Origin of the sequence: Rufibacter radiotolerans (assembly GCF_001078055.1) — a bacterium.
Taxonomy (GTDB): domain Bacteria; phylum Bacteroidota; class Bacteroidia; order Cytophagales; family Hymenobacteraceae; genus Nibribacter; species Nibribacter radiotolerans.
In genome coordinates this window covers 401,488-421,762 of record NZ_CP010777.1, presented here as the reverse complement: position 1 = coordinate 421,762, position 20,275 = coordinate 401,488, and the positions used below count along the sequence as shown (strand labels likewise).

Annotated in this window: 18 protein-coding genes; 14 read left to right on the top strand and 4 right to left on the bottom strand. The window is 52.8% G+C overall.

Annotated features, from left to right (window positions below):
* From rimM to TH63_RS01765, 5 genes are all read left to right on the top strand, one after another.
* Positions 1-594, top strand: coding sequence for a ribosome maturation factor RimM (gene rimM, locus TH63_RS01785; RefSeq protein ID WP_048919420.1), 594 nt, complete (start codon positions 1-3; stop codon positions 592-594).
* On the top strand, positions 581-1,279 hold the full coding sequence (trmD, locus tag TH63_RS01780; RefSeq protein WP_048919419.1) for a tRNA (guanosine(37)-N1)-methyltransferase TrmD: 699 nt from the start codon (positions 581-583) through the stop codon (positions 1,277-1,279). Before rimM ends, trmD begins: the two co-directional genes overlap by 14 nt.
* A 73-nt stretch (positions 1,280-1,352) precedes the next feature.
* Entirely contained in the window at positions 1,353-1,706 is a 354-nt protein-coding gene (gene rplS / locus TH63_RS01775; RefSeq protein WP_048919418.1) for a 50S ribosomal protein L19, read from the top strand.
* A 483-nt stretch (positions 1,707-2,189) separates the two neighbouring features.
* Entirely contained in the window at positions 2,190-2,963 is a 774-nt protein-coding gene (locus tag TH63_RS01770) for an SDR family oxidoreductase (RefSeq protein ID WP_048919417.1), read from the top strand.
* A gap of 69 nt (positions 2,964-3,032) precedes the next feature.
* On the top strand, positions 3,033-3,578 hold the full coding sequence (locus tag TH63_RS01765) for a hypothetical protein (RefSeq protein ID WP_197088618.1): 546 nt from the start codon (positions 3,033-3,035) through the stop codon (positions 3,576-3,578).
* Positions 3,579-3,716: 138 nt separating this feature from the next.
* Here TH63_RS01765 and TH63_RS01760 read toward each other — a convergent pair whose 3' ends face one another.
* From TH63_RS01760 to TH63_RS01750, 3 genes are all read right to left on the bottom strand, one after another.
* Entirely contained in the window at positions 3,717-4,586 is an 870-nt protein-coding gene (locus TH63_RS01760) for an ATP-grasp domain-containing protein (RefSeq protein ID WP_048919415.1), read from the bottom strand.
* 127 nt (positions 4,587-4,713) lie between these two features.
* On the bottom strand, positions 4,714-6,036 hold the full coding sequence (locus TH63_RS01755; protein WP_048919414.1) for an amidohydrolase: 1,323 nt from the start codon (positions 6,034-6,036) through the stop codon (positions 4,714-4,716).
* Between the two features lie 428 nt (positions 6,037-6,464).
* On the bottom strand, positions 6,465-7,778 hold the full coding sequence (locus TH63_RS01750) for an amidohydrolase (protein ID WP_048919413.1): 1,314 nt from the start codon (positions 7,776-7,778) through the stop codon (positions 6,465-6,467).
* A 201-nt stretch (positions 7,779-7,979) separates the two neighbouring features.
* Here TH63_RS01750 and TH63_RS20450 point away from each other — a divergent pair, with 201 nt between their 5' ends.
* The 6 genes from TH63_RS20450 (at position 7,980) to TH63_RS01720 (ending at position 16,376) form a co-directional block, all read left to right on the top strand.
* The gene (locus tag TH63_RS20450; protein WP_048919412.1) at positions 7,980-10,925 is read left to right on the top strand and encodes a M1 family metallopeptidase; all 2,946 of its coding nucleotides are present in this window, start codon (positions 7,980-7,982) and stop codon (positions 10,923-10,925) included.
* A 282-nt stretch (positions 10,926-11,207) separates the two neighbouring features.
* Entirely contained in the window at positions 11,208-11,828 is a 621-nt protein-coding gene (locus TH63_RS01740; RefSeq protein ID WP_048919411.1) for an inorganic diphosphatase, read from the top strand.
* A 153-nt stretch (positions 11,829-11,981) separates the two neighbouring features.
* On the top strand, positions 11,982-13,640 hold the full coding sequence (gene pgi, locus TH63_RS01735) for a glucose-6-phosphate isomerase (protein WP_048919410.1): 1,659 nt from the start codon (positions 11,982-11,984) through the stop codon (positions 13,638-13,640).
* A 96-nt stretch (positions 13,641-13,736) separates the two neighbouring features.
* Positions 13,737-14,252 carry a YdeI/OmpD-associated family protein gene (locus TH63_RS01730; protein WP_048922517.1) on the top strand — a complete coding sequence of 172 codons (516 nt, stop codon included), beginning with the start codon at positions 13,737-13,739 and terminating at the stop codon, positions 14,250-14,252.
* 351 nt (positions 14,253-14,603) lie between these two features.
* The gene (locus tag TH63_RS01725; RefSeq protein WP_048919409.1) at positions 14,604-15,431 is read left to right on the top strand and encodes a Cof-type HAD-IIB family hydrolase; all 828 of its coding nucleotides are present in this window, start codon (positions 14,604-14,606) and stop codon (positions 15,429-15,431) included.
* Between the two features lie 90 nt (positions 15,432-15,521).
* Positions 15,522-16,376: a pirin family protein gene (locus TH63_RS01720; protein ID WP_048919408.1), complete on the top strand. Its 855-nt coding sequence runs from the start codon at positions 15,522-15,524 to the stop codon at positions 16,374-16,376.
* 208 nt (positions 16,377-16,584) lie between these two features.
* On the opposite strand, the gene TH63_RS01715 is transcribed toward TH63_RS01720, so the two are convergent.
* Positions 16,585-17,343, bottom strand: coding sequence for a hypothetical protein (locus TH63_RS01715; RefSeq protein ID WP_048919407.1), 759 nt, complete (start codon positions 17,341-17,343; stop codon positions 16,585-16,587).
* A 128-nt stretch (positions 17,344-17,471) separates the two neighbouring features.
* Between TH63_RS01715 and TH63_RS01710 the strand changes: the two genes are divergently transcribed.
* The 3 genes from TH63_RS01710 (at position 17,472) to TH63_RS01700 (ending at position 19,600) form a co-directional block, all read left to right on the top strand.
* Entirely contained in the window at positions 17,472-17,879 is a 408-nt protein-coding gene (locus TH63_RS01710) for a 6-pyruvoyl trahydropterin synthase family protein (protein ID WP_048919406.1), read from the top strand.
* Positions 17,872-18,537 (top strand): GTP cyclohydrolase I FolE, encoded by a 666-nt coding sequence (gene folE, locus TH63_RS01705; RefSeq protein WP_048919405.1) that lies wholly within the window; start codon positions 17,872-17,874, stop codon positions 18,535-18,537. The genes TH63_RS01710 and folE overlap by 8 nt, the downstream gene beginning before the upstream one ends.
* A 148-nt stretch (positions 18,538-18,685) precedes the next feature.
* A complete protein-coding gene (locus tag TH63_RS01700; protein ID WP_048919404.1) occupies positions 18,686-19,600 on the top strand; it encodes a TIGR01777 family oxidoreductase in 915 nt (304 codons plus the stop codon).
* Positions 19,601-20,275 lie beyond the last annotated feature (675 nt).

The following is a 20,275-nucleotide window of genomic DNA, read 5'->3' as shown; positions in this document are numbered from 1 at the left end:
ATGACGTTAGACGCCTGCTTTCAGCTGGGGTACATAATGAAGACGCATGGCACCAAAGGCCAGGTGGTCGCGTTCTTTGACGTTGACTTTCCGGAAGAGTACGATGAATTGGAATCAGTTTTCCTGTTGATAAACGGGAAGCTGGTTCCTTTTTTCATTGATGACCTCAACCCGCAGGACCGCGGCCGCAGCATCATCAGGTTTGAAGATGTGAAAACCGTGGCCGATGCCGAGAAACTCAAAGGCACCGCTATTTACCTACCCCTGAACCAACTGCCCGAGTTGGAAGAAGACCAGTTCTACTTCCATGAGGTGATTGGCTACACGGTGGTAGATGAGCAGTTGGGCGAGCTAGGCACGGTAAGCACCTTCTTTGACCTGCCCAATCAGGATCTACTGGCCATGGACTACCAGGGCCACGAGGTACTGATACCGGTACAGGACGAGATTGTGCTGCGCACCAACAAAGAGGAACGCAAGATCTATGTGAACCTGCCTGAGGGCCTGCTGGAAGTCTACACCCAACCCTCTAACCGCCAGGTGGAAGAACCACCCCTGGAAGGCGAGGAAGATGATGACGATGACGCGGTTTGATATCATCACCTGCCAGCCTCACCTGCTTACCGGCCCCTTTGACCACTCTATTCTAAAGCGGGCACAGGACAAAGGCCTGGTGGAGGTGCACCTGCATGACTTGCGCAAGTACGCTATCAACAAGCACGGCCAGATTGACGACTACGCCTTTGGCGGAGGCGCCGGCATGGTCCTGATGATTGAGCCCATTGCCAAGTGCATACGGGAGCTCCAGGCCCAGCGCAGCTATGATGCCGTGATCTACATGACCCCAGACGGCCAGACGCTGAACCAGCCCATGGCCAACCGGTTGTCACTGCTGGAGAACGTAATCATTCTGTGTGGCCACTACAAAGGTGTGGACCAGCGCGTGCGGGATATGTTCATTACCCATGAGATTAGCATAGGAGACTATGTATTGTCTGGCGGTGAACTGGCCGCGGCGGTGTTGGCAGACTCCCTGATCAGGCTCATCCCTGGGGTGTTGAATGATGAGAGCAGTGCGCTTTCAGACTCGTTCCAGGATAACCTGCTGGCCCCCCCGGTGTATTCCCGGCCCGCCGACTTTGAAGGGCGTAGCGTACCGGACATTTTGTTGTCTGGCAATACACCTAAGGTAGAGGAATGGCGGTTTGACCAGGCTGTGAAGCGGACCAAGCGTTTGAGGCCAGATTTACTGGCTGAGAATAAAAAAAGTACTGACTGATTTACAATTACAAAAATAACGTCTATATTTGCACTCCGAATTTTGCAGATAAAATAGACACTATATTATAGTCATGAGCGATTTAATCAAATTAGTAGAGCAGGAATACACAGATAAGCGTGCATCTATCCCTGCTTTTGCTGCTGGCGATACCGTGAATATTCACGTGAAAATACGTGAAGGTAACAAAGAGCGTATCCAGCAATTCCAAGGCGTGGTATTGCAACGCAGAAACTCTGGTGTTAGCGAGACTTTCACGGTAAGAAAAGTGTCTAACCAAATCGGGACTGAGCGTATTTTCCCGCTTCTTTCTCCAAACATCGAGAAGATTGAGGTTATCCGCAGAGGTAAAGTTAGAAGAGCCCGTCTGTTCTACCTGAGAGGCCTTTCTGGTAAAGCTGCCCGTATCAAAGAAAGAAGAAGCTAGTCTTTCAAAAGCTAGTTTTACCTATAGTTTCAAAAAGCCGATCCTCACCGATCGGTTTTTTTTGTTGCTCTGATTTTTTGTTGATTGCTCTATAGTTGATTTTTGATACTGTTTAGCAAAGGACCCGCCACTAGCTATCGCCCTTGCTGTGTGCTTTCACCAGCAAACTGAAAGGCCAATCCATCTTATCCCGCTATAGAGCTTGTTGGTGAGAACACCAACAAGGGCGGCTGGCTTGTCTATTCTTGTGCTTCCTGTTCCAAACTAAACAGTTTATTTTGTTTTCCTATCAGATAGACGACAAGCTTGTGAGAGCTAAGAGACAGAAGAAAAACAAGTCTTAGTCGCGTCCCTCACGTTTTCTAAGGTCAGCAATTGACAATCAACAATAGAACAATCAACAACTAGCAACCAATAATGGAGCAATCTGTTAATTTCTGCGTACACTTGCTTTTTCATTCTATCTTCTTCTATTAAGAACAAATGCAGAACAACCGTTGGAGTTTAGAGGGCCGCAAGGCTCTGGTAACCGGAGGCACCAAAGGCATAGGCGCCGCCATTGCGGAAGAATTACTTAACCTGGGGGCCGAGGTCCTGATTGTGGCGCGCAAGGAACTGGAAGTAAACCAGGCCGTCACCGATTGGCGCGGCCGTGGCCTGAACGCCTCGGGCATGGTGGCAGACGTCAGCCAGCCCGCCGACCGCCATAACCTCATTCAGTTGGTGGAGAACACGTGGGGGGCGCTTGATATTCTGGTGAACAACGTAGGCACCAACATCCGCAAGAAAATTGGCGACTACACGCCAGAGGAATATAATTACCTGCTGCAGACCAACCTCACCTCGGCGTTTGATCTTTGCAGGTTGTCGCACCCGCTCCTTAAGCAATCTGGGCAAGGCAATGTGGTGAACGTGTCGTCGGTGGCAGGTTTGGGGCACGTGCGCACCGGCGCCATCTACGGCATGACCAAGGCGGCCATTATCCAGCTTTCTAAGAACCTGGCCGGCGAGTGGGCACCAGACGGCATACGGGTGAACTGCGTGGCGCCCTGGTACATCAGAACCCCTCTAGCTGAGCAGGTGCTTCAGAACGCAGAATACCTGGAAAGCGTGTTAAGCCGCACCCCTTCGCGCACCATTGGCAACCCAGAGGATGTTTCTGCGGCCGTGGCCTTCCTGTGCATGCCCGCTGCTGCCTACATTACCGGCCAATGCATTGCCGTGGACGGCGGTATGAGCATTAACCTGTTTGGGTAATAAAACAACGCCAAGCTTAAAGTGAAGGAAATTCTTAAACCCAGTTCATTCGAAGTAAAGACTATAGAATTGGCCATAGATGAAGATAGTATTCTGTTTGATGGGCAGACTATTCTTAAATCAGACATCACAGAGCTCAAGTTCTGGATCAGCAGTGTAGAGTTTTATAAGTTTTCTATTGGCAAACACTACCAGATTGGCTTCAAAACCGAAAAAAATCAAATAGATATTCACTTAAGAAGCTATCTTGGTATAAGTGACCGCTATTTCTTACACCTTTTTAATCAAATATTAGACAAGGTTTGGGACCCCTTAACTCAAAGAATATTCCAAAGAAATCTTAGAGAATGGTCTGAGAATAGGCTTGTAAATATTGCTGGCTGTCAATTACGCGATGATGGTATTATAAGTCACAAGCAAGGCTTAATTCAAAAAGAGCGAATTTTCATCTTGTGGCAAAATCTTCATTTCGACAAAAAATTTGACCGCCTCACTTTTACAGACAGTAAAGACAATTCCATTTGGTTAAACTTATATTACAAAGACAACTGGAACATAGAAATACTCATTTCTTTACTTGAATACATTTCAGAAGAAAAGAAGGCACTTACCTAAAATCAAAAACAAATAGATATTTGCCTTTGGTACAGCTTATTTAGAACTAAAGAAAAGCCTTCGGGGTTTGAGCCTGTTTTCCAGTAAACAAGCTCAAACCCCGAAGGCTTTTCTAATTACGCATTCAAGAGAAATCTCTTACAGCATTTCCATTAAGGCGCGGTAGTAATTCTCAAGGCCTTCCGGGTTGGTGTGCAGGAACAGAAAGGGCTCAATTAACTCCAGCTCCATCAATTGCAGTTCCTGGCCTACCGCTACGCCGTCTACGCGGGCGTAGAGGCAGCCTTTGGCGAACTGGTCCACCAGTTTCTGGGCTTGGGGCAACAGGTGCGCGGGTGCTTCCTGCGGATGGATGGTCCCCCCAAAGAAATGCTGCACTCTGAAATCACCGGCCTTCGCCGACTTAAGCAGGCAATGGCTGTAGTGCCCATTAAAGAACAGAAACGACCACTCCCCTTCTTCCTGAATCTGGGGCATGAACGGCTGCACCAGAAAATCTTCAGACGCCAACAGTTCCTGCAGCCTGGGTATGGCCAGTTCCTCTTCTTCGCGGGGCACAATAAAGGTGTTCTTCGCACCGCCGCTTACGCTGGGTTTGATAATGAGCTTCTCGGTCTGGAACTGAGTGAAAAACTCGTGCAGGTGCACGGTTGTTCCTTTCTTCAATAAGGCCGTGGGCACAATGGGCAGGCCAGCCGCGGCCACGTCCAGCAGGTAGTGCTTGTCGGCGTTCCACTTCACGGTGGAGATGGGGTTCAGGGTCCGGAGGCCTTGCGTTTCCATCTTGTCCAGCCATGCCCGGAAGGCGGCAAACTTGTCAAAGTAATCCCATGGCGATTTGAAAATAGCAAGGTCATACTGCTCCCAGTTAACGGCGGGGTTGTCCCATACTTCGGGGGTAATGTCCAGGCCTTTGGCGGAGAGGAAATCGGTGAGCAACCCGTCTTCGGCGCTGCTAATGGAGCCATAGCTGTTAATGGCCTCATAGGTAACTAATGCTAGTTTCAAAATCTGAAAGAGAGGAGTATAAGGTAAATTTAATTTGATAGTGGCCCTGTACTTTAGCCTATAAGATGAAGCAGGACCAGTAAGCTGTTTTGAGCCTGTTTTCTGGAAAATAGGCTCAAAACAGCTGTTACTTCAAAGGGTTGTTGAGGTAGTCAACAGCCAGAGCCGCCAGCGCTTTCACGCCTAACTTCAGGCCGCTTTCCTCAATGTAAAAATCTGGGGTGTGGTGCGAAGGTGCCGTAGCAGGGTCCTGACCTTTGGGCATGCCGCCCAGGAAAAGGTAGAGGCCCGGTATTTTCTGCTGGAAATAGGCGTAGTCTTCGGCAATAGTCACGGGCTTAGTCAGTTTCACCTGGCTGGTACCGGCCACGCGCTGGAGCGAAGGCAGCATGTGCGCGGTAAGTTTTTCATGATTGTAGGTCACTGGCGTCATCTCCTGAATCTCCACCTCGGCGGTAGCCCCGGCTCCGGTGGCAATGCTAGTGGCGGTTTTCTTCAGGCGCTCATGAATCTGTAGTTGCATGGGCACATCCAGGGCCCTGATGGTCCCGATCATTTCCACCTGGTTGGGCACAATGTTGGCGCGCACGCCGCCGTTAATGGCTCCCACCGTAAGGACGGCACCGGCGTTGGTCACGTCCATCTGCCGGCTCACAATGGTTTGCAGCGCGGTGACAATGTAGGCCGAGGTCACGATGGGGTCCACACCCATCCAGGGGGTTCCGCCGTGCGCCTGCTGGCCCTTTACGGTAATCTTGAAGTTATCTGAGCTGGCCATCATGCCCTGCGGCCGATAGGTAATGGTCCCCACTTCCACATCTGACCTAATGTGCAGCCCGAAAATGGCGTCTACCTTAGGGCTTTCCAGCACACCTTCCTGAACCATCAGCTTCGCGCCACCCACCTGCCCGGGAGCCGAGCCTTCCTCGGCGGGCTGGAAGATAAACTTGACGGTTCCTTTCAGGTCTTTTTTCATTACGCTCAGCACCTCGGCAACGCCCATAAGCATGGCCACGTGCGCATCATGGCCGCAGGCATGCATCACGCCCACCTGTTGTCCCTCAAAGGTGGTCTTCACTTTAGACGCGAAGGGCAGGTTGTGGGTGTTGTTCTCCACCACCGGCAAGGCATCCATATCGGCCCGCAGGGCTACTACCGGCCCCGGCTGTCCGCCTTTGAGAATACCCACCACACCGGTTCTGGCTACCCCGGTCTTTACCTCCAGCCCCAGGCTTTTCAGGTGCTTCGCGATTTTCTCGGCAGTCTTCACCTCAAAGTTTCCCAGCTCGGGGTTCTGGTGCAGGTCGCGGCGCCATTGAATGACTTTGGGTTCTACCTTGTCTGCCAGTTGGTCTAGCTGGGAGGGTGCCGTAGCACTTTGGGCAAAACCGGCAGTGGCCAGGGCCAGGAAGCTAACAAAAAGGGGAAATATTCTATTAGGGAGAAGCATAAGTAGCTAAGTAGTTTGGAGCCGTTTCAGGAAAAACAGCCCGTAAACACAAAAGTACGCCGCACAATCAAGAAAAGGAATTTTATGGGGCGGGTGGCGGTGGCCGGTGTTGGAATAATCATTAGTAAAGTTGCCCTGCTTCCGTTGTAGGGCTTTTATACAGGCCCTCTCCTGGCCACCTGTCACAACCGCTGGCCCCTTGAGACTGTTTTAAGGAAAATACGCTTGAAACGTACTTTTCAGAACGTGCGGCCATCCCCCTACCCCCTTCAAAGGGGGACGAAAATGAGGGCAATGCTTGTGGACAGATTGTGAACCTCAAGACATCCTTGAAAGATTAGGCTACAGCATCTTTAATAAACCATTTCGGCCCAGGTTTTGGGAAACCAGGGCCGAAACACAATGCCTTAAATAGTTCTCGTGAAGTGTTATTTCAACGGGTTGTTCAGGTAATCTACGGCCAGGTAGGCCAGCGTGCGGACGCCTAATTTCAGGCCGCTTTCGTCAATCATGAAATCTGGTGTGTGGTGCGCCGGCATTTTAGAGGGGTCCTGCCCTTTGGCCATACCCCCCACAAACACGAACATACCCGGCACTTTCTGCTGGTAGTAGGCAAAATCCTCGGCCCCGGTTACGGCTTTGGTAAGCACCACGTTCTGCTGACCCGCCAACGTCTGTAACGAAGGCAGCATGTGGGCGGTGAGTTTCTCGTGGTTATAGGTGATAGGCGTGTTTTTCACAATCTCCACCGTAGCGGTAGCGCCGGCGCTGGCGGCAATCATCTCGGCGGTACGTCGCAGTTTCTCATGGAGCTGGTCCTGCATTTTGGGGTCCAGCGACCGAATGGTGCCAATCATCTCCACTTCCTCAGGGATGATGTTGGTCCTTACCCCGCCGTGGATGGCGCCCACCGTGATCACCGCGGCTTCATTGGTGAGCTCCATCTGGCGGCTCACAATGGTCTGGATGCCGTTGATGATCTGCGCCGACACCACGATGGGGTCTACGCTCATCCAGGGGTACGCGCCGTGCGCCTGCCGGCCTTTCACCTTGATCTTGAAGTTATCTGAGCTGGCCATGGTGCCCTGCGGACGGTATTTCATGGTGCCTACCTCAGTGGCGGAGTTAATGTGAATGCCAAAAATGGCGTCTACTTTGGGGTTGGCAAGCACCCCTTCGGCCACCATCACATCGGCGCCGCCTTCTTCCCCGGCCGGGGCTCCCTCCTCAGCGGGCTGGAAAATGAACTTGACGGTGCCTTTGAGGTCTTTCTTGTGCTGGGCCAGAATCTCGGCGGCCCCCATGAGCATGGCCACGTGGGTGTCATGGCCGCAAGCGTGCATCACGCCCACCTGCTGGTTATTGAAGGTAGTCTTCACCTTAGAGGCAAAGGGCAGGCTGTTACGCTCAGTCACGGGCAAGGCGTCCATATCGGCGCGAAGGGCCACTACGGGTCCGGGCTGGCCACCTTTGAGAATGCCCACCACGCCGGTTTTGGCCACACCGGTCTGTACCTCAAAACCCAGGCTTTTCAGGTGCTTGGCTATTTTCTCGGCGGTCTTTACCTCACGGTTGCTTAGTTCAGGGTTCTGGTGGATATCACGGCGCCATTGGATGACCTTGCTCTCCAGTTTATCTGCCTGTTGGTCTATGAGGGCGTGCAGATTGGTGTTCTGGGCCGGGGCGGTGTGGGCCACAGCCAGCAGGCCAGCCACGGCTGTCCATTTTTGGAATGTGTTCATATGCGGTAGAAGTAAAAGCTGTGGGTTTGCGTTTTGAGCCTGTTTTCAGGAAAACGGCACTAAAACGTCTAAAATACACCTTTGCCCGCGATAAACATAATGCCAGGCGGCAAGCCGATGAGAAATTAAGGGAAAAGGTTCTTTTCTTTGCAGCCCCGCTATTGCATAGAAAATCGTATTTTGAAGCAAATCTTTCTGTTAATGCTGCCTTCCCGTCTCCTGCTCCCCCTGTTGCTCCTGCTTTCCTTTACCAGCTTTGCCCAAACGCTCTCGTACTGGCAGCAGGAAGTGAATTACAAAATTGAGGTCGCGCTCAATGATCAGAACCATACCCTCACGGGCAAAGAGCAACTGGAATACGTGAACCATTCCCCGGAGACGCTTACATTTCTGTACTTCCACCTGTGGCCCAACGCCTACCAGGACCGCAACACCGCCTTCGCCAAGCAGCAACTGGTAAACAATGATGCCACCTTTCATTTTTCGCCTCAAGAAGCCCGGGGTTCCATTTCAGGCCTTGATTTCAAAGTAAACGGGCAGCCGGTGAAATGGGAACTTGACCCTAGGAACCCGGATATCATGAAGCTCATCTTGAACCAGCCGCTGGCGCCAGGCAGCAGAATCACGGTCACTACGCCCTTCCAGGTGAAGCTACCCGATTCTTTCTCCCGGCTTGGGCATGTGGGGCAGTCTTACCAGATCTCGCAGTGGTACCCCAAGCCAGCCGTGTTTGACCAGGAAGGCTGGCACCCCATGCCGTATCTGGATCAGGGCGAGTTTTACTCGGAGTTCGGGTCATTTGATGTGCGCATTACCTTGCCCGCCAACTACACCGTGGGCGCCACCGGCGAATTGCAGAACCCGCAGGAACAAGCCCGCATGGATAGCCTGGCCCTGGTGACAGCCGCCAGGAAAGAGTTTGATGCGCAGGACCTGGCCTTTCCGCCTTCTGCGAAAGCCACCAAAACATTGCACTACAAACAAGACCGTATTCATGACTTCGCCTGGTTCGCGGACAAGCGGTTTAACGTGCTCAAAAGCGAAGTTAAATTGCCTTACTCCAAACGCGCGGTCACCACCTGGCTGCTGTTCACCAATAAAGACGCCGGGGAATGGGTAAAGTCGGTGCAGGACATCAATGATGCGGTGTATTCTTACTCCCTGTGGTTAGGTGACTATCCGTACAGTCAGGCTACGGCGGTAGATGCGGCTCTGAGTGCCGGCGCGGGAATGGAGTACCCTATGGTGACCGTCACCGAGCCAGCCGCCATTATTCATGAGGTGGGGCACAACTGGTTTTACGGTATTCTGGGCAGCAACGAGCGCGAGCACCCCTGGCTGGACGAGGGCATCAATTCTTACTATGAGTTCAGGACGAAGGCGCAGCGCAGCCCGTATGCCGGCATGGTCTCCAGTGAGGTGAACCAGAATTTTCTGGGCAAGCTGCTATCTGTGGATGACCTGCCACCCGCCGGCATTGACGCCCCGGCCTACCTGTCGGCGGCGAGCCGGGGACTTGACCAACCTATCACGGGTCCGGCGGCCTCGTTCAGGAGCATCAACTATGGCACCGGCGTTTACCTCAAAACCGCGCAGCTGTTTCTGTACCTGGAGAAGTATTTGGGTACTGCCCGCCTGGACAGCGCCATGCACCAGTATTACCGCCAGTGGCAGTTCCGGCACCCGGCGCCTAAGGACCTGCAGGCCGTGCTGGAAAAATCTACCGGGGAGTCTTTGGGTTGGTTTTTCCAGGAGTATCTGCCGTCTACCACTATCCCAGATGCGCATTTAAAAAAGGTGTATGCCTCTGCCCGCGAAACGCAGGTGGTAGTAACGGAGACCGGAAAGCTGCTGTTGCCAGTGCAGGTGGCCGCGCTAAACGCAGAGGGCCAGCTCTTGGAATCTTACTGGACCAAGCCGGGGCAGAAGGAACAGACGGTCACCTTCACTGCCCGGGGCATTGACCGCGTGATGCTGGACCCCGAGTATCTGTTCCCGGAACTAGATCGCCGCGACAACCAATACCGCCTGGGCCGCCTATTCCCCAAAGACGAGCCCCTGCACCTACAGCCGCTGGCCGGCGTAGAACGGAACGACCGTAAGCAGCTTTTTTGGGCACCTACCGCCGGCTATAACAGCGTAGACAAGTTGCAGGTGGGCGCCGCTTTTTATAACTCCTTACTCACCGAGCACAGGTTCAACTATCTGGTCATGCCCATGTACGGCTTCGGGAGCAGCCACTTGACGGGGTTAGCTGAGGTACGGTACCGAATTCCTGCGCAGGGATTCCTGAGGAAAGTAGAAATAAGCGTGCAGGCGCAGCGGTTCGCTACTTTTAAGGCCTTTACGCCCAGCCTCACCTTCAAGAATCGGTTGAACACCCCAGGCACGCCGCGCCAGCAGCTTTCTCTGGCCTATCATATTGTGTTGGATGACCTGGTCACTGACCTGGAAGCGCCCAGAGTGGCCTACCAATTATTCACAGAAAACGCCATAGCCGGCATTAAGGTAGACCTGGACGCAACCATGCACCGGTACCGCCTGATTCCCTCTTCCCCGGTGATCCTGACTGAAAAAGGCTTTACAGATTACAACCCCATCCGGCTGCGGCTCTCCGTTGACGCTTGGCGCAAGTACCAAGAAGACAAGGAAATACGACTGCGCGGCTTTGTAGGTGTCATGACCGGAGATCAATCGCCCCAAAACCTGTTTGTGTTGGGCTTGGCCGGAAGCCCAGATTACCTCAAGCAGACGCCTTTCTTTAACCGCCAGGACATGTTCACGCCCAGCGCCAGCAACCCGGCCGCCATTAGGCAAACCGACCGCCAGGATGGAGGTTTCCGTAACAGAGTCCCGGTCATCAGCAAAGAATGGATGGCTACCCTTAACTTGACGGCAGATTTACCCGTGACCCCGCTGGCTGCCTACCTGGACCTGGGCCGTATTCAGGAGCAAGACAAACTTTTCTACGGCACGGGCCTGCAATGGACCTTCCTGCGGAAGGCCGTCCAGATTTATTTTCCGGTGGCGGGCAGCAATTACTCCGGTGACTTGCCCAAGAGTTTCAAGGACTTTACCCGCAACATCCGGTACTCCGTGGACCTCCAGAAGCTAAACCCATTCCGGTTGCTGGATGAGATGCAGTAGGTTAATGAGTGATTGAGTGAAGGATGGCATGATTTCCCTCTTGCTGTCATCCTGAAAGGAAATTGTGGGCGAACGGTAATAACGCTTGAGTAAAAGCAATTACAGCTCGTTCACAAGACTCTTTGGGAGGGGCAAAAATGTTAGATGGCATTCAGAACCAGTATTGAAAATATTTCTTGCAAAGCCATAAAAATTGCAGCTGATTCTCCTCGTGGGCTTGGTGTGAAATGCTGTTTTTAGCCTAACTTAGGGAAAACAGGCCCAAAACGCTTTTCTCTCTTCATGCCCATCTTCCTACCATCTTTTGCAATCAAAATCCGGCAGCTTTCACTGTTCTTTCTGGCGCTTTTTTTCTTTGCAGGCTGCACCACCAATTACCAGGAGTTACCGGCCATAGCCGATACCAAGCAGTGGCAGGCGGTGATAGAAACGCCTTCGGGGTCTACGTTGCCGCAGGTGTATGACCGGCAGGAGAAGAAGTTTGTCCCGCAACTGGAGGCCGGGCAGCCCCGCAAGCTGGAATTCCTCCCCTATCCGGGCAACGAGGGCTTTATCCCCTCCACCCTGGTAGACTCGGTGACCGGAAGGCCCGCCGCACCGGTGCCCGTGATCGTGCTTTGCAACCAGAAAGAGCCGGGTACGGTGCTGGAGATTCTGCCCGTGGGCGTTTTGATTCTGGAAAGCGGCGGCGAGCTACGTCATATAGTGGTGAGCGTACCGGCCAAGCCCAGCGAACAGACCATCTCCCCCAACTCGTACAGTGATTTCTCGGCCCGGTACCCGGCGGTCAAGAGCATTCTGCAGCAGTGGTACCTGAACGTAGATGCCCGCAAACCCACCCGCCTGGTTGGCTGGAAAGACGAAGCCTACGCCGACCAACTGATCCAAAAGTGGGTGCAGTAGACATGCGCTCCATTTTGGGCCTGTTTTCAGGAAATCCGCCTTAAAACAGAAGTACCTGGTTATCATCTAACGCCTAACTTTCACCCAACGGTTTCCTAAACTAGCCACAATCCCTATCTTCGCTCCTCTTAACATTGACTAAAAGAATCTGGCATGTTTCCATCCATAAATCCTACCACTACCCAAGCCTGGGCGAAACTAACGCAGCACTACGCGCAAACCAAAGACCATCACCTGAGAGACGCTTTCGCGGCAGACCCGCAGCGGTTTGAGAAGTTTAGCGTCACCTTTGAAGACATTCTCCTGGACTACTCCAAGAACAGGATTACCCAGGAAACCACTCAATTGCTGGTGCAGCTAGCCGAGGAATGCGGGCTGCAGGAGGCCATTGAAGCCATGTTTACCGGGGAGAAAATCAACTTCACCGAGGACCGCGCCGTGTTGCACGTGGCCTTGCGCAACCTGTCTGGCACCCCCATTCTGGAAGACGGAAAGGATGTGATGCCCGAGGTAAACCGGGTGCTGGCGCAAGTAGAGAAATTCTCCAATGCCGTGGTCAACGGAGCCTGGGCAGGCTATACTGGCAAACCCATTGACACCATTGTGAACATTGGCATTGGCGGCTCTGACCTGGGTCCGGTTATGGTCACCGAGGCGCTCAAAGCCTACCAGAAACCCAACATCACTACCTATTTTGTCTCAAACGTGGACGGCACCCACATTGCTGAGACCCTGAAAAAGATCAACCCGGAGACCACCCTCTTCATGATTGCCTCCAAGACCTTTACCACCCAGGAGACCATGACCAACGCCCACAGCGCGCGCACCTGGTTTCTGGAGCAGGCCGGGGACGAGGAGCATATCAAAAAGCACTTCGTGGCGCTTTCCACCAACGCCCAGGCCGTGGCCGAGTTTGGCATTGACACCCAGAACATGTTCGGGTTCTGGGACTGGGTAGGTGGTCGTTACTCGCTGTGGTCGGCGATTGGCTTGTCTATTGCCTGCACCGTAGGCTATGAGAACTTCAGGGAACTGCTGGCCGGCGCCCACGCCATGGACAACCACTTTAGAAAGACGCCGCTAGAGCAGAACCTGCCCGTGATTCTGGCCTTGCTAGGCATCTGGTACAACAACTTCTATGAGGCGGAAAGCCACGCGCTGCTGCCGTATGACCAGTATATGCACCGCTTTGCGGCCTACTTCCAGCAGGGCGATATGGAAAGCAACGGAAAGTACATAGACCGCAACGGCGAGACCGTGAACTACCAGACCGGACCCATCATCTGGGGCGAGCCGGGCACCAACGGCCAGCACGCGTTTTACCAGCTCATCCACCAGGGCACCAAGCTTATCCCATGTGATTTCCTGGCCCCGGCCCTCAGCCATAACCCCATCGGCGATCACCACGCCAAACTGATGGCCAACTTCTTCGCGCAGACTGAGGCCCTGATGAACGGCAAAACCGAGGAGCAGGTAACCGAGGAAATGCAGCAGCAAGGGTGCACCCAGCAGGACGTCCAGAACCTGAAGGCCTTCAAGGTCTTTGAAGGGAACCGGCCCACCAACTCCATCCTGTTCAGGCAACTGACTCCCAGAACCCTGGGCAGCCTGATTGCCATGTACGAGCATAAGATCTTCGTGCAGGGCGTGATCTGGAACGTCTACAGCTTTGACCAATGGGGCGTGGAACTGGGCAAGCAACTAGCCAAGAAAATCCTTCCGGAGTTGACCTCTACCGAGGAAGTCACCAGCCACGACAGCTCCACCAACGGATTGATCAACCAGTTCAAGGCCTTCCGGCAAGAAGCGTAGACGGGCTTTGCTTTCCTGAAAATATATAAAATCCGTTTTGGGGCCGTTTTGCAGAAAACAGCCCCAAAACGGATTTCCCTTTCCACCCTCACCGCTATGACTCCCCTTCAGTTCACCACCCACATTGGCAAGCTAGAGCACCTCATGGGCACCCATTACCTGGAAGTGCCCGCCAACGTGGTGCAGGCCTTAGGCGGAAAATTCAACGTGCGGCTGCACTGCACCGTGAACAGCACCATTACTTACCAATGTGGCATTGTGGCGCTGGGCCAGGGCCGGGCCTACATCACCCTCACCAAGGCGCGCCTGAAACAGCTTGGCCTAAAGGAAGGCAGCCCCGCCTCGGTTCTCCTGCAGAAAGACGACAGCGAGTTCGGCACGCCGGTCCCCGAGGAACTGGCCGAGCTTCTGCGCCAGGACGACGCCGGCAAGGCCCGCTTTGACCAACTCAAGCCCGGCATGCAGCGCTACATCATCAACCACGTAAGCGCCGTGAAAAGCTCTCAACTCAGAATTGATCGCTCTATTACCCTCCTGGAAAACCTGAAACGGCTCATCCCTGGCCAAGAAACCTTTAGAGAGATTTTGGGCATGGAGAAGCGAGAAATTTAAGGAGGGAGTTCTGAGTTGGGATTAGAAATTACGATGCTATCCGATCAAAAGATCTCGTAGTGCGCGCAGCTCCTACGAGTGTCTGCGCCAGTGGCTTCTCATATAACTCCTCTATGGCGCGGATTTACTTCCGTGACTTTGGTCTATGAGATTCACTCAATGCCTGCTCTCCTATGTAAACACCCCTCTGCGCTCCCCTCAAGGGGAGAGTCTGCGGTTTATTAAGGTCTTAGTGTTTCGAGCTTGTTTTCCCTAAAACACCCCTGAAACGCTTTTCGCCTACTTTAATGCCAAATCACATGGTAACTCCCGTACCTTTGGCAAACTAACATTATGCTTCCCCTTACCCATATGAACATCCGCGCCATTTGCACCGATATTGACAGCACGTTGCTAGACAGTGACCGCGAGCTTTCTGCCAGAACCATTGCTGCCGTACAACGCCTGCCCCAGGATATGCCGTTTATTCTGGCATCGTCCCGGATGCCTAGTGCTATGCGCCATTTGCAGGAAGAACTGGGCATTCTACACCACCCCCTGATCTGTTTCAACGGTGGGTACGTGCTGCTGTTTGAGGACGGCACCAAGGAACCCCAGGTGTTGGACACGGTGCAGATTCCGGCGCAGCTTTGCGCGTACATTCAGGAACTGGCGCAGGGCACCAGCGTTCACGTGAGCCTGTACCAGGATGATGCCTGGCACGCCCCGCAGGAAGATTACTGGACCCAGCGCGAAATCAGGAACACCAAGGTTACTCCAACCATAGGAACCACCCTGGAGGTAGTGCAGGAATGGCAACGCCAAGCCATCGGCGCGCACAAGGTGATGTGTATGGGCCCCGAGGAGGAAATCCAGGGCATTTATCAAAATCTCACCCAGACCTTTGACGACCAGCTGCATGTGTACCGGTCCAAGAACACTTACCTGGAGATTGCGCCCAAATCCATTTCCAAGGCCTCGGCGCTGGAAATGCTCCTGAAACATCAATATGATTTCGGGCTGGAGTCTGTGATGGCCTTCGGTGATAACTACAATGACATAGAGATGCTGCAGGCCGTGGGGTTGGGCATAGCCGTGAGCAACGCCCGCGAGGAGGTGAAAGCCGTGGCCAAGGAAGTGACCGCTCCTAGCACCGAGGACGGGGTAGCCATGGCTATTGAAAAGCATTGCCTGCAGTAGGATCAGGGGAAAAGATACTTACCCAGAGAAAACCATGGGCTACTGGTTTGCGGCAGGCTGCGTATATAGCACCGTATTAAAGGTACCCACATGAGAACCATCAAGAAAATCCATAAAGCCGAATACTCCCCTATCGCTGACCTGATCACCTATTCGCCGCTGCCCTCGCGTAGCCTGCAGCAGGTAGACCCATTCCTGTTCCTGAACCACCACGGGTACCAGGAGTACAAGCCCAACAACCGGGGCCTGCCGTTCGGTCCGCATCCGCACCGAGGCATGGAAACTGTCACCTTTATCCTGGAAGGCGACATCATGCACAAAGACTCGGGGGGTCATGAGAGCGTGATTACCGCGGGTGGCGTGCAGTGGATGACCGCCGGCAGCGGGTTGATCCATGCCGAGGTTTCTTCTGATGCGTTCAAGCAAAACGGCGGCCCATTGGAGATTCTGCAACTCTGGGTGAACCTGCCGGCCAAATACAAGATGACCGAGCCCCGCTATGAAGGCCTGCAGAAGGAGCAAATTCCCAGCTTCACGCTAGATGATGGCAGGGTAACCGTGAACCTGGTTTCCGGCACCTGGGGCGGGCATAAAGGCGCCTTTGAGACCCTCTCAGACATTGTGCTCAGCACCGTTTACTTTAAGCCGGGCGGAAAACTGGCTGTGCCCGTTCCCGCTGAGCGCAACATCTTTTTTTACATTATCAAAGGCACCCTCACGGTGAACGGCCAGCAGGTGCCCTTCCGGAATCTGGTGGAATTCAATAATGATGGAACAGAGTTAACGGTAGAGGCTTCTGAGGACAGCATTCTGCTCTTCGGGCATGCCGCGCCGTTCAATGAGCCCGTGGTGGCGCAGGGGCCGTTCGTGATGAACACCCAGGCCGAGATCCAACAAGCCTACGCCGATTACCAGGCAGGCAAATTCGGGTCCTGGACACACTAAGCCACGCCCTGCGTTTTGAGGACGTTTTCCGGAAAATAGCTTTAAAACGGCGAGGCCCTCTGTTTTGCAACAGAGGGCCTCGCCGTTTTAACTTTAACCTGAAGGAGATGTCAACTTAAATTCACAGCCCTCTTTTCAAAAGCCAGGGAAGTTTCCGTTTTCAGCCTGTTTTAGTGAAAACACCTCCAAAACACGCTCACTAGTAAGGTTAGTTGATCTTCTCCAGCTTGCCTTTCACTAATTCTACGGCATGGCGCATTTTCTCCACCTCTTTCTGGGCCTCCTGCTGTTGCTTAAGGTTTTGCGCCACGTCTTTGTTCAGCTGTTCCAGTTCCTGGGCATTCGCGGCCAGGGCGGCCTCCAGGTCCAGTTTCTTCTGCTGGTTCCTGGCGATCTTGTTTTTGAGCTCATCGGCCTGCCGTACCACGCGGTCTGCGTCTGCCTGGGTGTTCACCACCACTTTCTCAGCGTCTGCGATCTGCTGCCGCACGTCCTGGATATACAGGTTGCGGGCGAATTGCTGCAATAGGGCCTCGGCGGCAGCCCACTCTTTGGCGGTTTCTTTTTTGGTGAGGTAGGCGTTGCCCATGTCAAACGTCCACCACACCTGGGTTCCTTCGCGGGTGCCTTCCACTTTAGAGACAATGCGTACGGGGTTACTGGTGATGGTGTCTATTCTGCCCTGCTCCACGGTGTAGATTCCTTTGGAGGCCTGGGCTTTGGCGGTGGGCAACATAGAGGGGCCTTTCACCGCTCCGCCAGATTTCTCCTTGAGGTAACCGGCCCAGGCTTTCTCCACGGTCTTGGGGTCCAGCTGGATAAGGAGGCGTTGGCCCTTGTGTTTGATGCCGTTGATCTCCTGCTCGGTTTCCTCTACGGCGGCCCGTTGCGCCCTGGCAACGGAAGTCAATCCAAAAAATGCCACCAGCAAGGCGATGGCCAAAAAATGTGTACGTTTTACGCGCATGATAAACTACTCTGAAATTAGACCCTTAAATTAGGCAAAAAAACAGAATTGGCCGGCCTGAAAGCTCACTCGGCTGCCCACCAACAAAAGGCCTAAAACCAAAATGCCCTGTTTGGGGTTTAACCTGCATGAACGTTACCATCTGTAGAAAGGAAAACTTTAACGCGGCCCATCGGCTTCATAACCCCGCCTGGTCTGACGAGCAGAACCAGAAGGTTTTTGGCCTCTGCAACAACCCCAACTACCATGGGCACAACTATAACCTTATTGTAAAGCTTACCGGGCCGGTAGACCCAGACACGGGGTATGTCTATGACATGAAAAAGCTGAGCCTGCTGATAAAAGCGGAAATTTTAGATAAATTTGACCACAGAAACCTAAATTTGGACACTGAGGAGTTTAAAAACCTGAATCCCACCGCTGAGAATATAGCCGTAGTTACCTGGCAGCGTTTACGCCCCCACTTACCGGAAAGCTTTGCCTTGTCCGTCACCTTATTTGAAACCGAAAGAAATTTTGTTGAATACCATGGATAGAAGGGATTGGAACGAGGAAGATCCCGAAGAAGAGCACGTGGCCGGTTCTTTAGACACCCCCCTGCGCCCAGACGCGTTTGACCTCACAGATGAGCAGAAGATAGACGGCATTGCCCACCATTTCACGGAGATCATGCAGCTGCTGGGCCTAGACCTGGAAGATGACAGCCTGAAAGGAACGCCGCGCCGCGTGGCCAAAATGTACGTGAAAGAGATCTTTGACGGCCTCAATCCCAAGAACCGCCCGGTGGCCCGCCTGTTTGAGAACAAGTACGGCTACCGCCAGATGCTCATTGAGCGTGACATTACCCTGTACTCCAGCTGTGAGCACCACTTTGTGCCCATCATCGGCAAAGCCCACGTGGCCTATATCCCCAATGAGCACGTGATTGGCCTTTCCAAGCTGAACCGCATTGTGCAGTATTACGGCCGCCGGCCGCAGGTGCAGGAGCGCCTTACCCGCCAGATTGCCCAGGAACTACGTGACGTGCTCAAATCTGACAACGTGGCCGTGCTCATTGAGGCAGATCACCTGTGCGTGATGAGCCGCGGCGTGAACGACGTGAGCAGCAGCACCATCACCTCTGAGTACTCAGGTTTGTTTGAGCAGGATGGCTACCGGCTGGAGTTTCTGCAGGCGATCAGAAACCCTAAATAAAAAGCGGCAGGAAAGTGGCGGGAGGTGAATCTTTCAGACGTAGCACGTGTTTCCATTTTCACTACTTTATAATGAGCGGGAACTGTTTTTCCCCTTCAGGAATAAAACCGTATAAGCAGGTTAGCGCCTAGATTGTAGAGAAAGCAGCATGTCAGAAAAGATATTGATTGCCGGGGGCACCGGATTATTGGGATCACGTTTATCAGAGATGCTGATTGACAGCGGCTATGAGGTGGCCCACCTGAGCCGAAACCCAGATAAATACGCCTCTTATAAAACCTTTAAGTGGGATATTGGCAAATCGCAGATAGATGAGAATGCCATTAAATACGCAGACTACATCATTAACCTGGCAGGCACCAGCGTAGCCGGAGAGAAATGGACGGCTTCCCGCAAGCAAGACATTCTGGATAGCCGCGTCCAGAGCACCAACCTGCTCTGCCACTACCTGGAGAAAACCCCTCACCACGTAAAAGGCTACCTGGGCTCGTCGGCGGTGGGCATTTACGGCAACTCCGGAGACAAGCTCATGACGGAGGAAAGCAGCTACGGCTCTGACTTCCTGGCTGAGGTCTGCAAACAATGGGAGCACGCGTCGTGGCAGGTACACAACCTGGGCATCAGGACGGTTATTTTCCGGATTGGCATTGTGTTGAGCAACAAGGGCGGCGCCCTACCTCAAATTGCCAAACCCATTAAAATGCTGGCTGGCTCTGCCCTGGGTTCGGGAAAGCAGTACATGTCCTGGATTCATATTGATGACCTGTGCCGCCTGTTCATCAAAGCCATAGAAGACCGCCAGATGCAGGGTGTCTACAATGCGGTGGCCCCGCACCCCGCCACCAATGAAGAATTGACCAAAGCCCTGGCCAAGGTCATGAACAAGCCTTTGGTGTTCCCTAATATTCCGGCCTTCGGTCTGAAGCTGATGATGGGCGAAATGAGCGAGATTGTACTGGGAGGTAGCCGCGTGAGCGCCACAAAAATACTGCAGACTGGGTTTACCTTTGAGTACAACTACCTGCCCGAAGCCTTGGAGTCTTTATATGACAAGAACAGCTAAAACCTGTTTCTCCGGCAGAGCCTCACCAGATAGGTCTGGCAAATATTTTAGCTCTGGTATGCAGAACAAGAGGTAGGTACGTTTTATGGCTATTTTCAGGAAAGCAGGCCTAAAACAGGTACTGATTAACCAAGGCATCTACGGATGTTCACCTTATAGTTAGAAGCGGAACCTATAGATTGCTTTTAACCTTTCAACCCTCACCAAACCAACGGTGGGGGTTTTCTTTTTATCAGCCTTTTGCCCTTCTCTTTGCCAAGAGGCAAGCCCAATTACCATAGAGTAGAGTTGAAGGCCAACGTTCCTCTGCCTGGGCTAGGTTAAGCCATTACTAGTTTTCAGGTAATTTTGAGCTTGCTGCCCTTATTTTTTATAAGCTTTTGGTCGGTTATGGTTCGGTTGCGGCCTTGAAAAACAGGTTTCAGAGGCAGGTTTCTTTTGGGTGATTGCCCTAGCCTTTTAACTAAATAAGAGGGTTTCGGGTGAAATAGCTTACCAATGCTGCTTCAAACGGTGTAGTTGGTGGTATGCCAATCTTGGAAATGAAGTTAATCTGCCTTTTCTCTCCATTTTTCACTACCAATCCAGAAATATCTATATATAACCATATTTAATAAAATTTTATTTAAATATTTTTAATGTCAGATATAAAGATTTATATTTTTTTTTATCTTT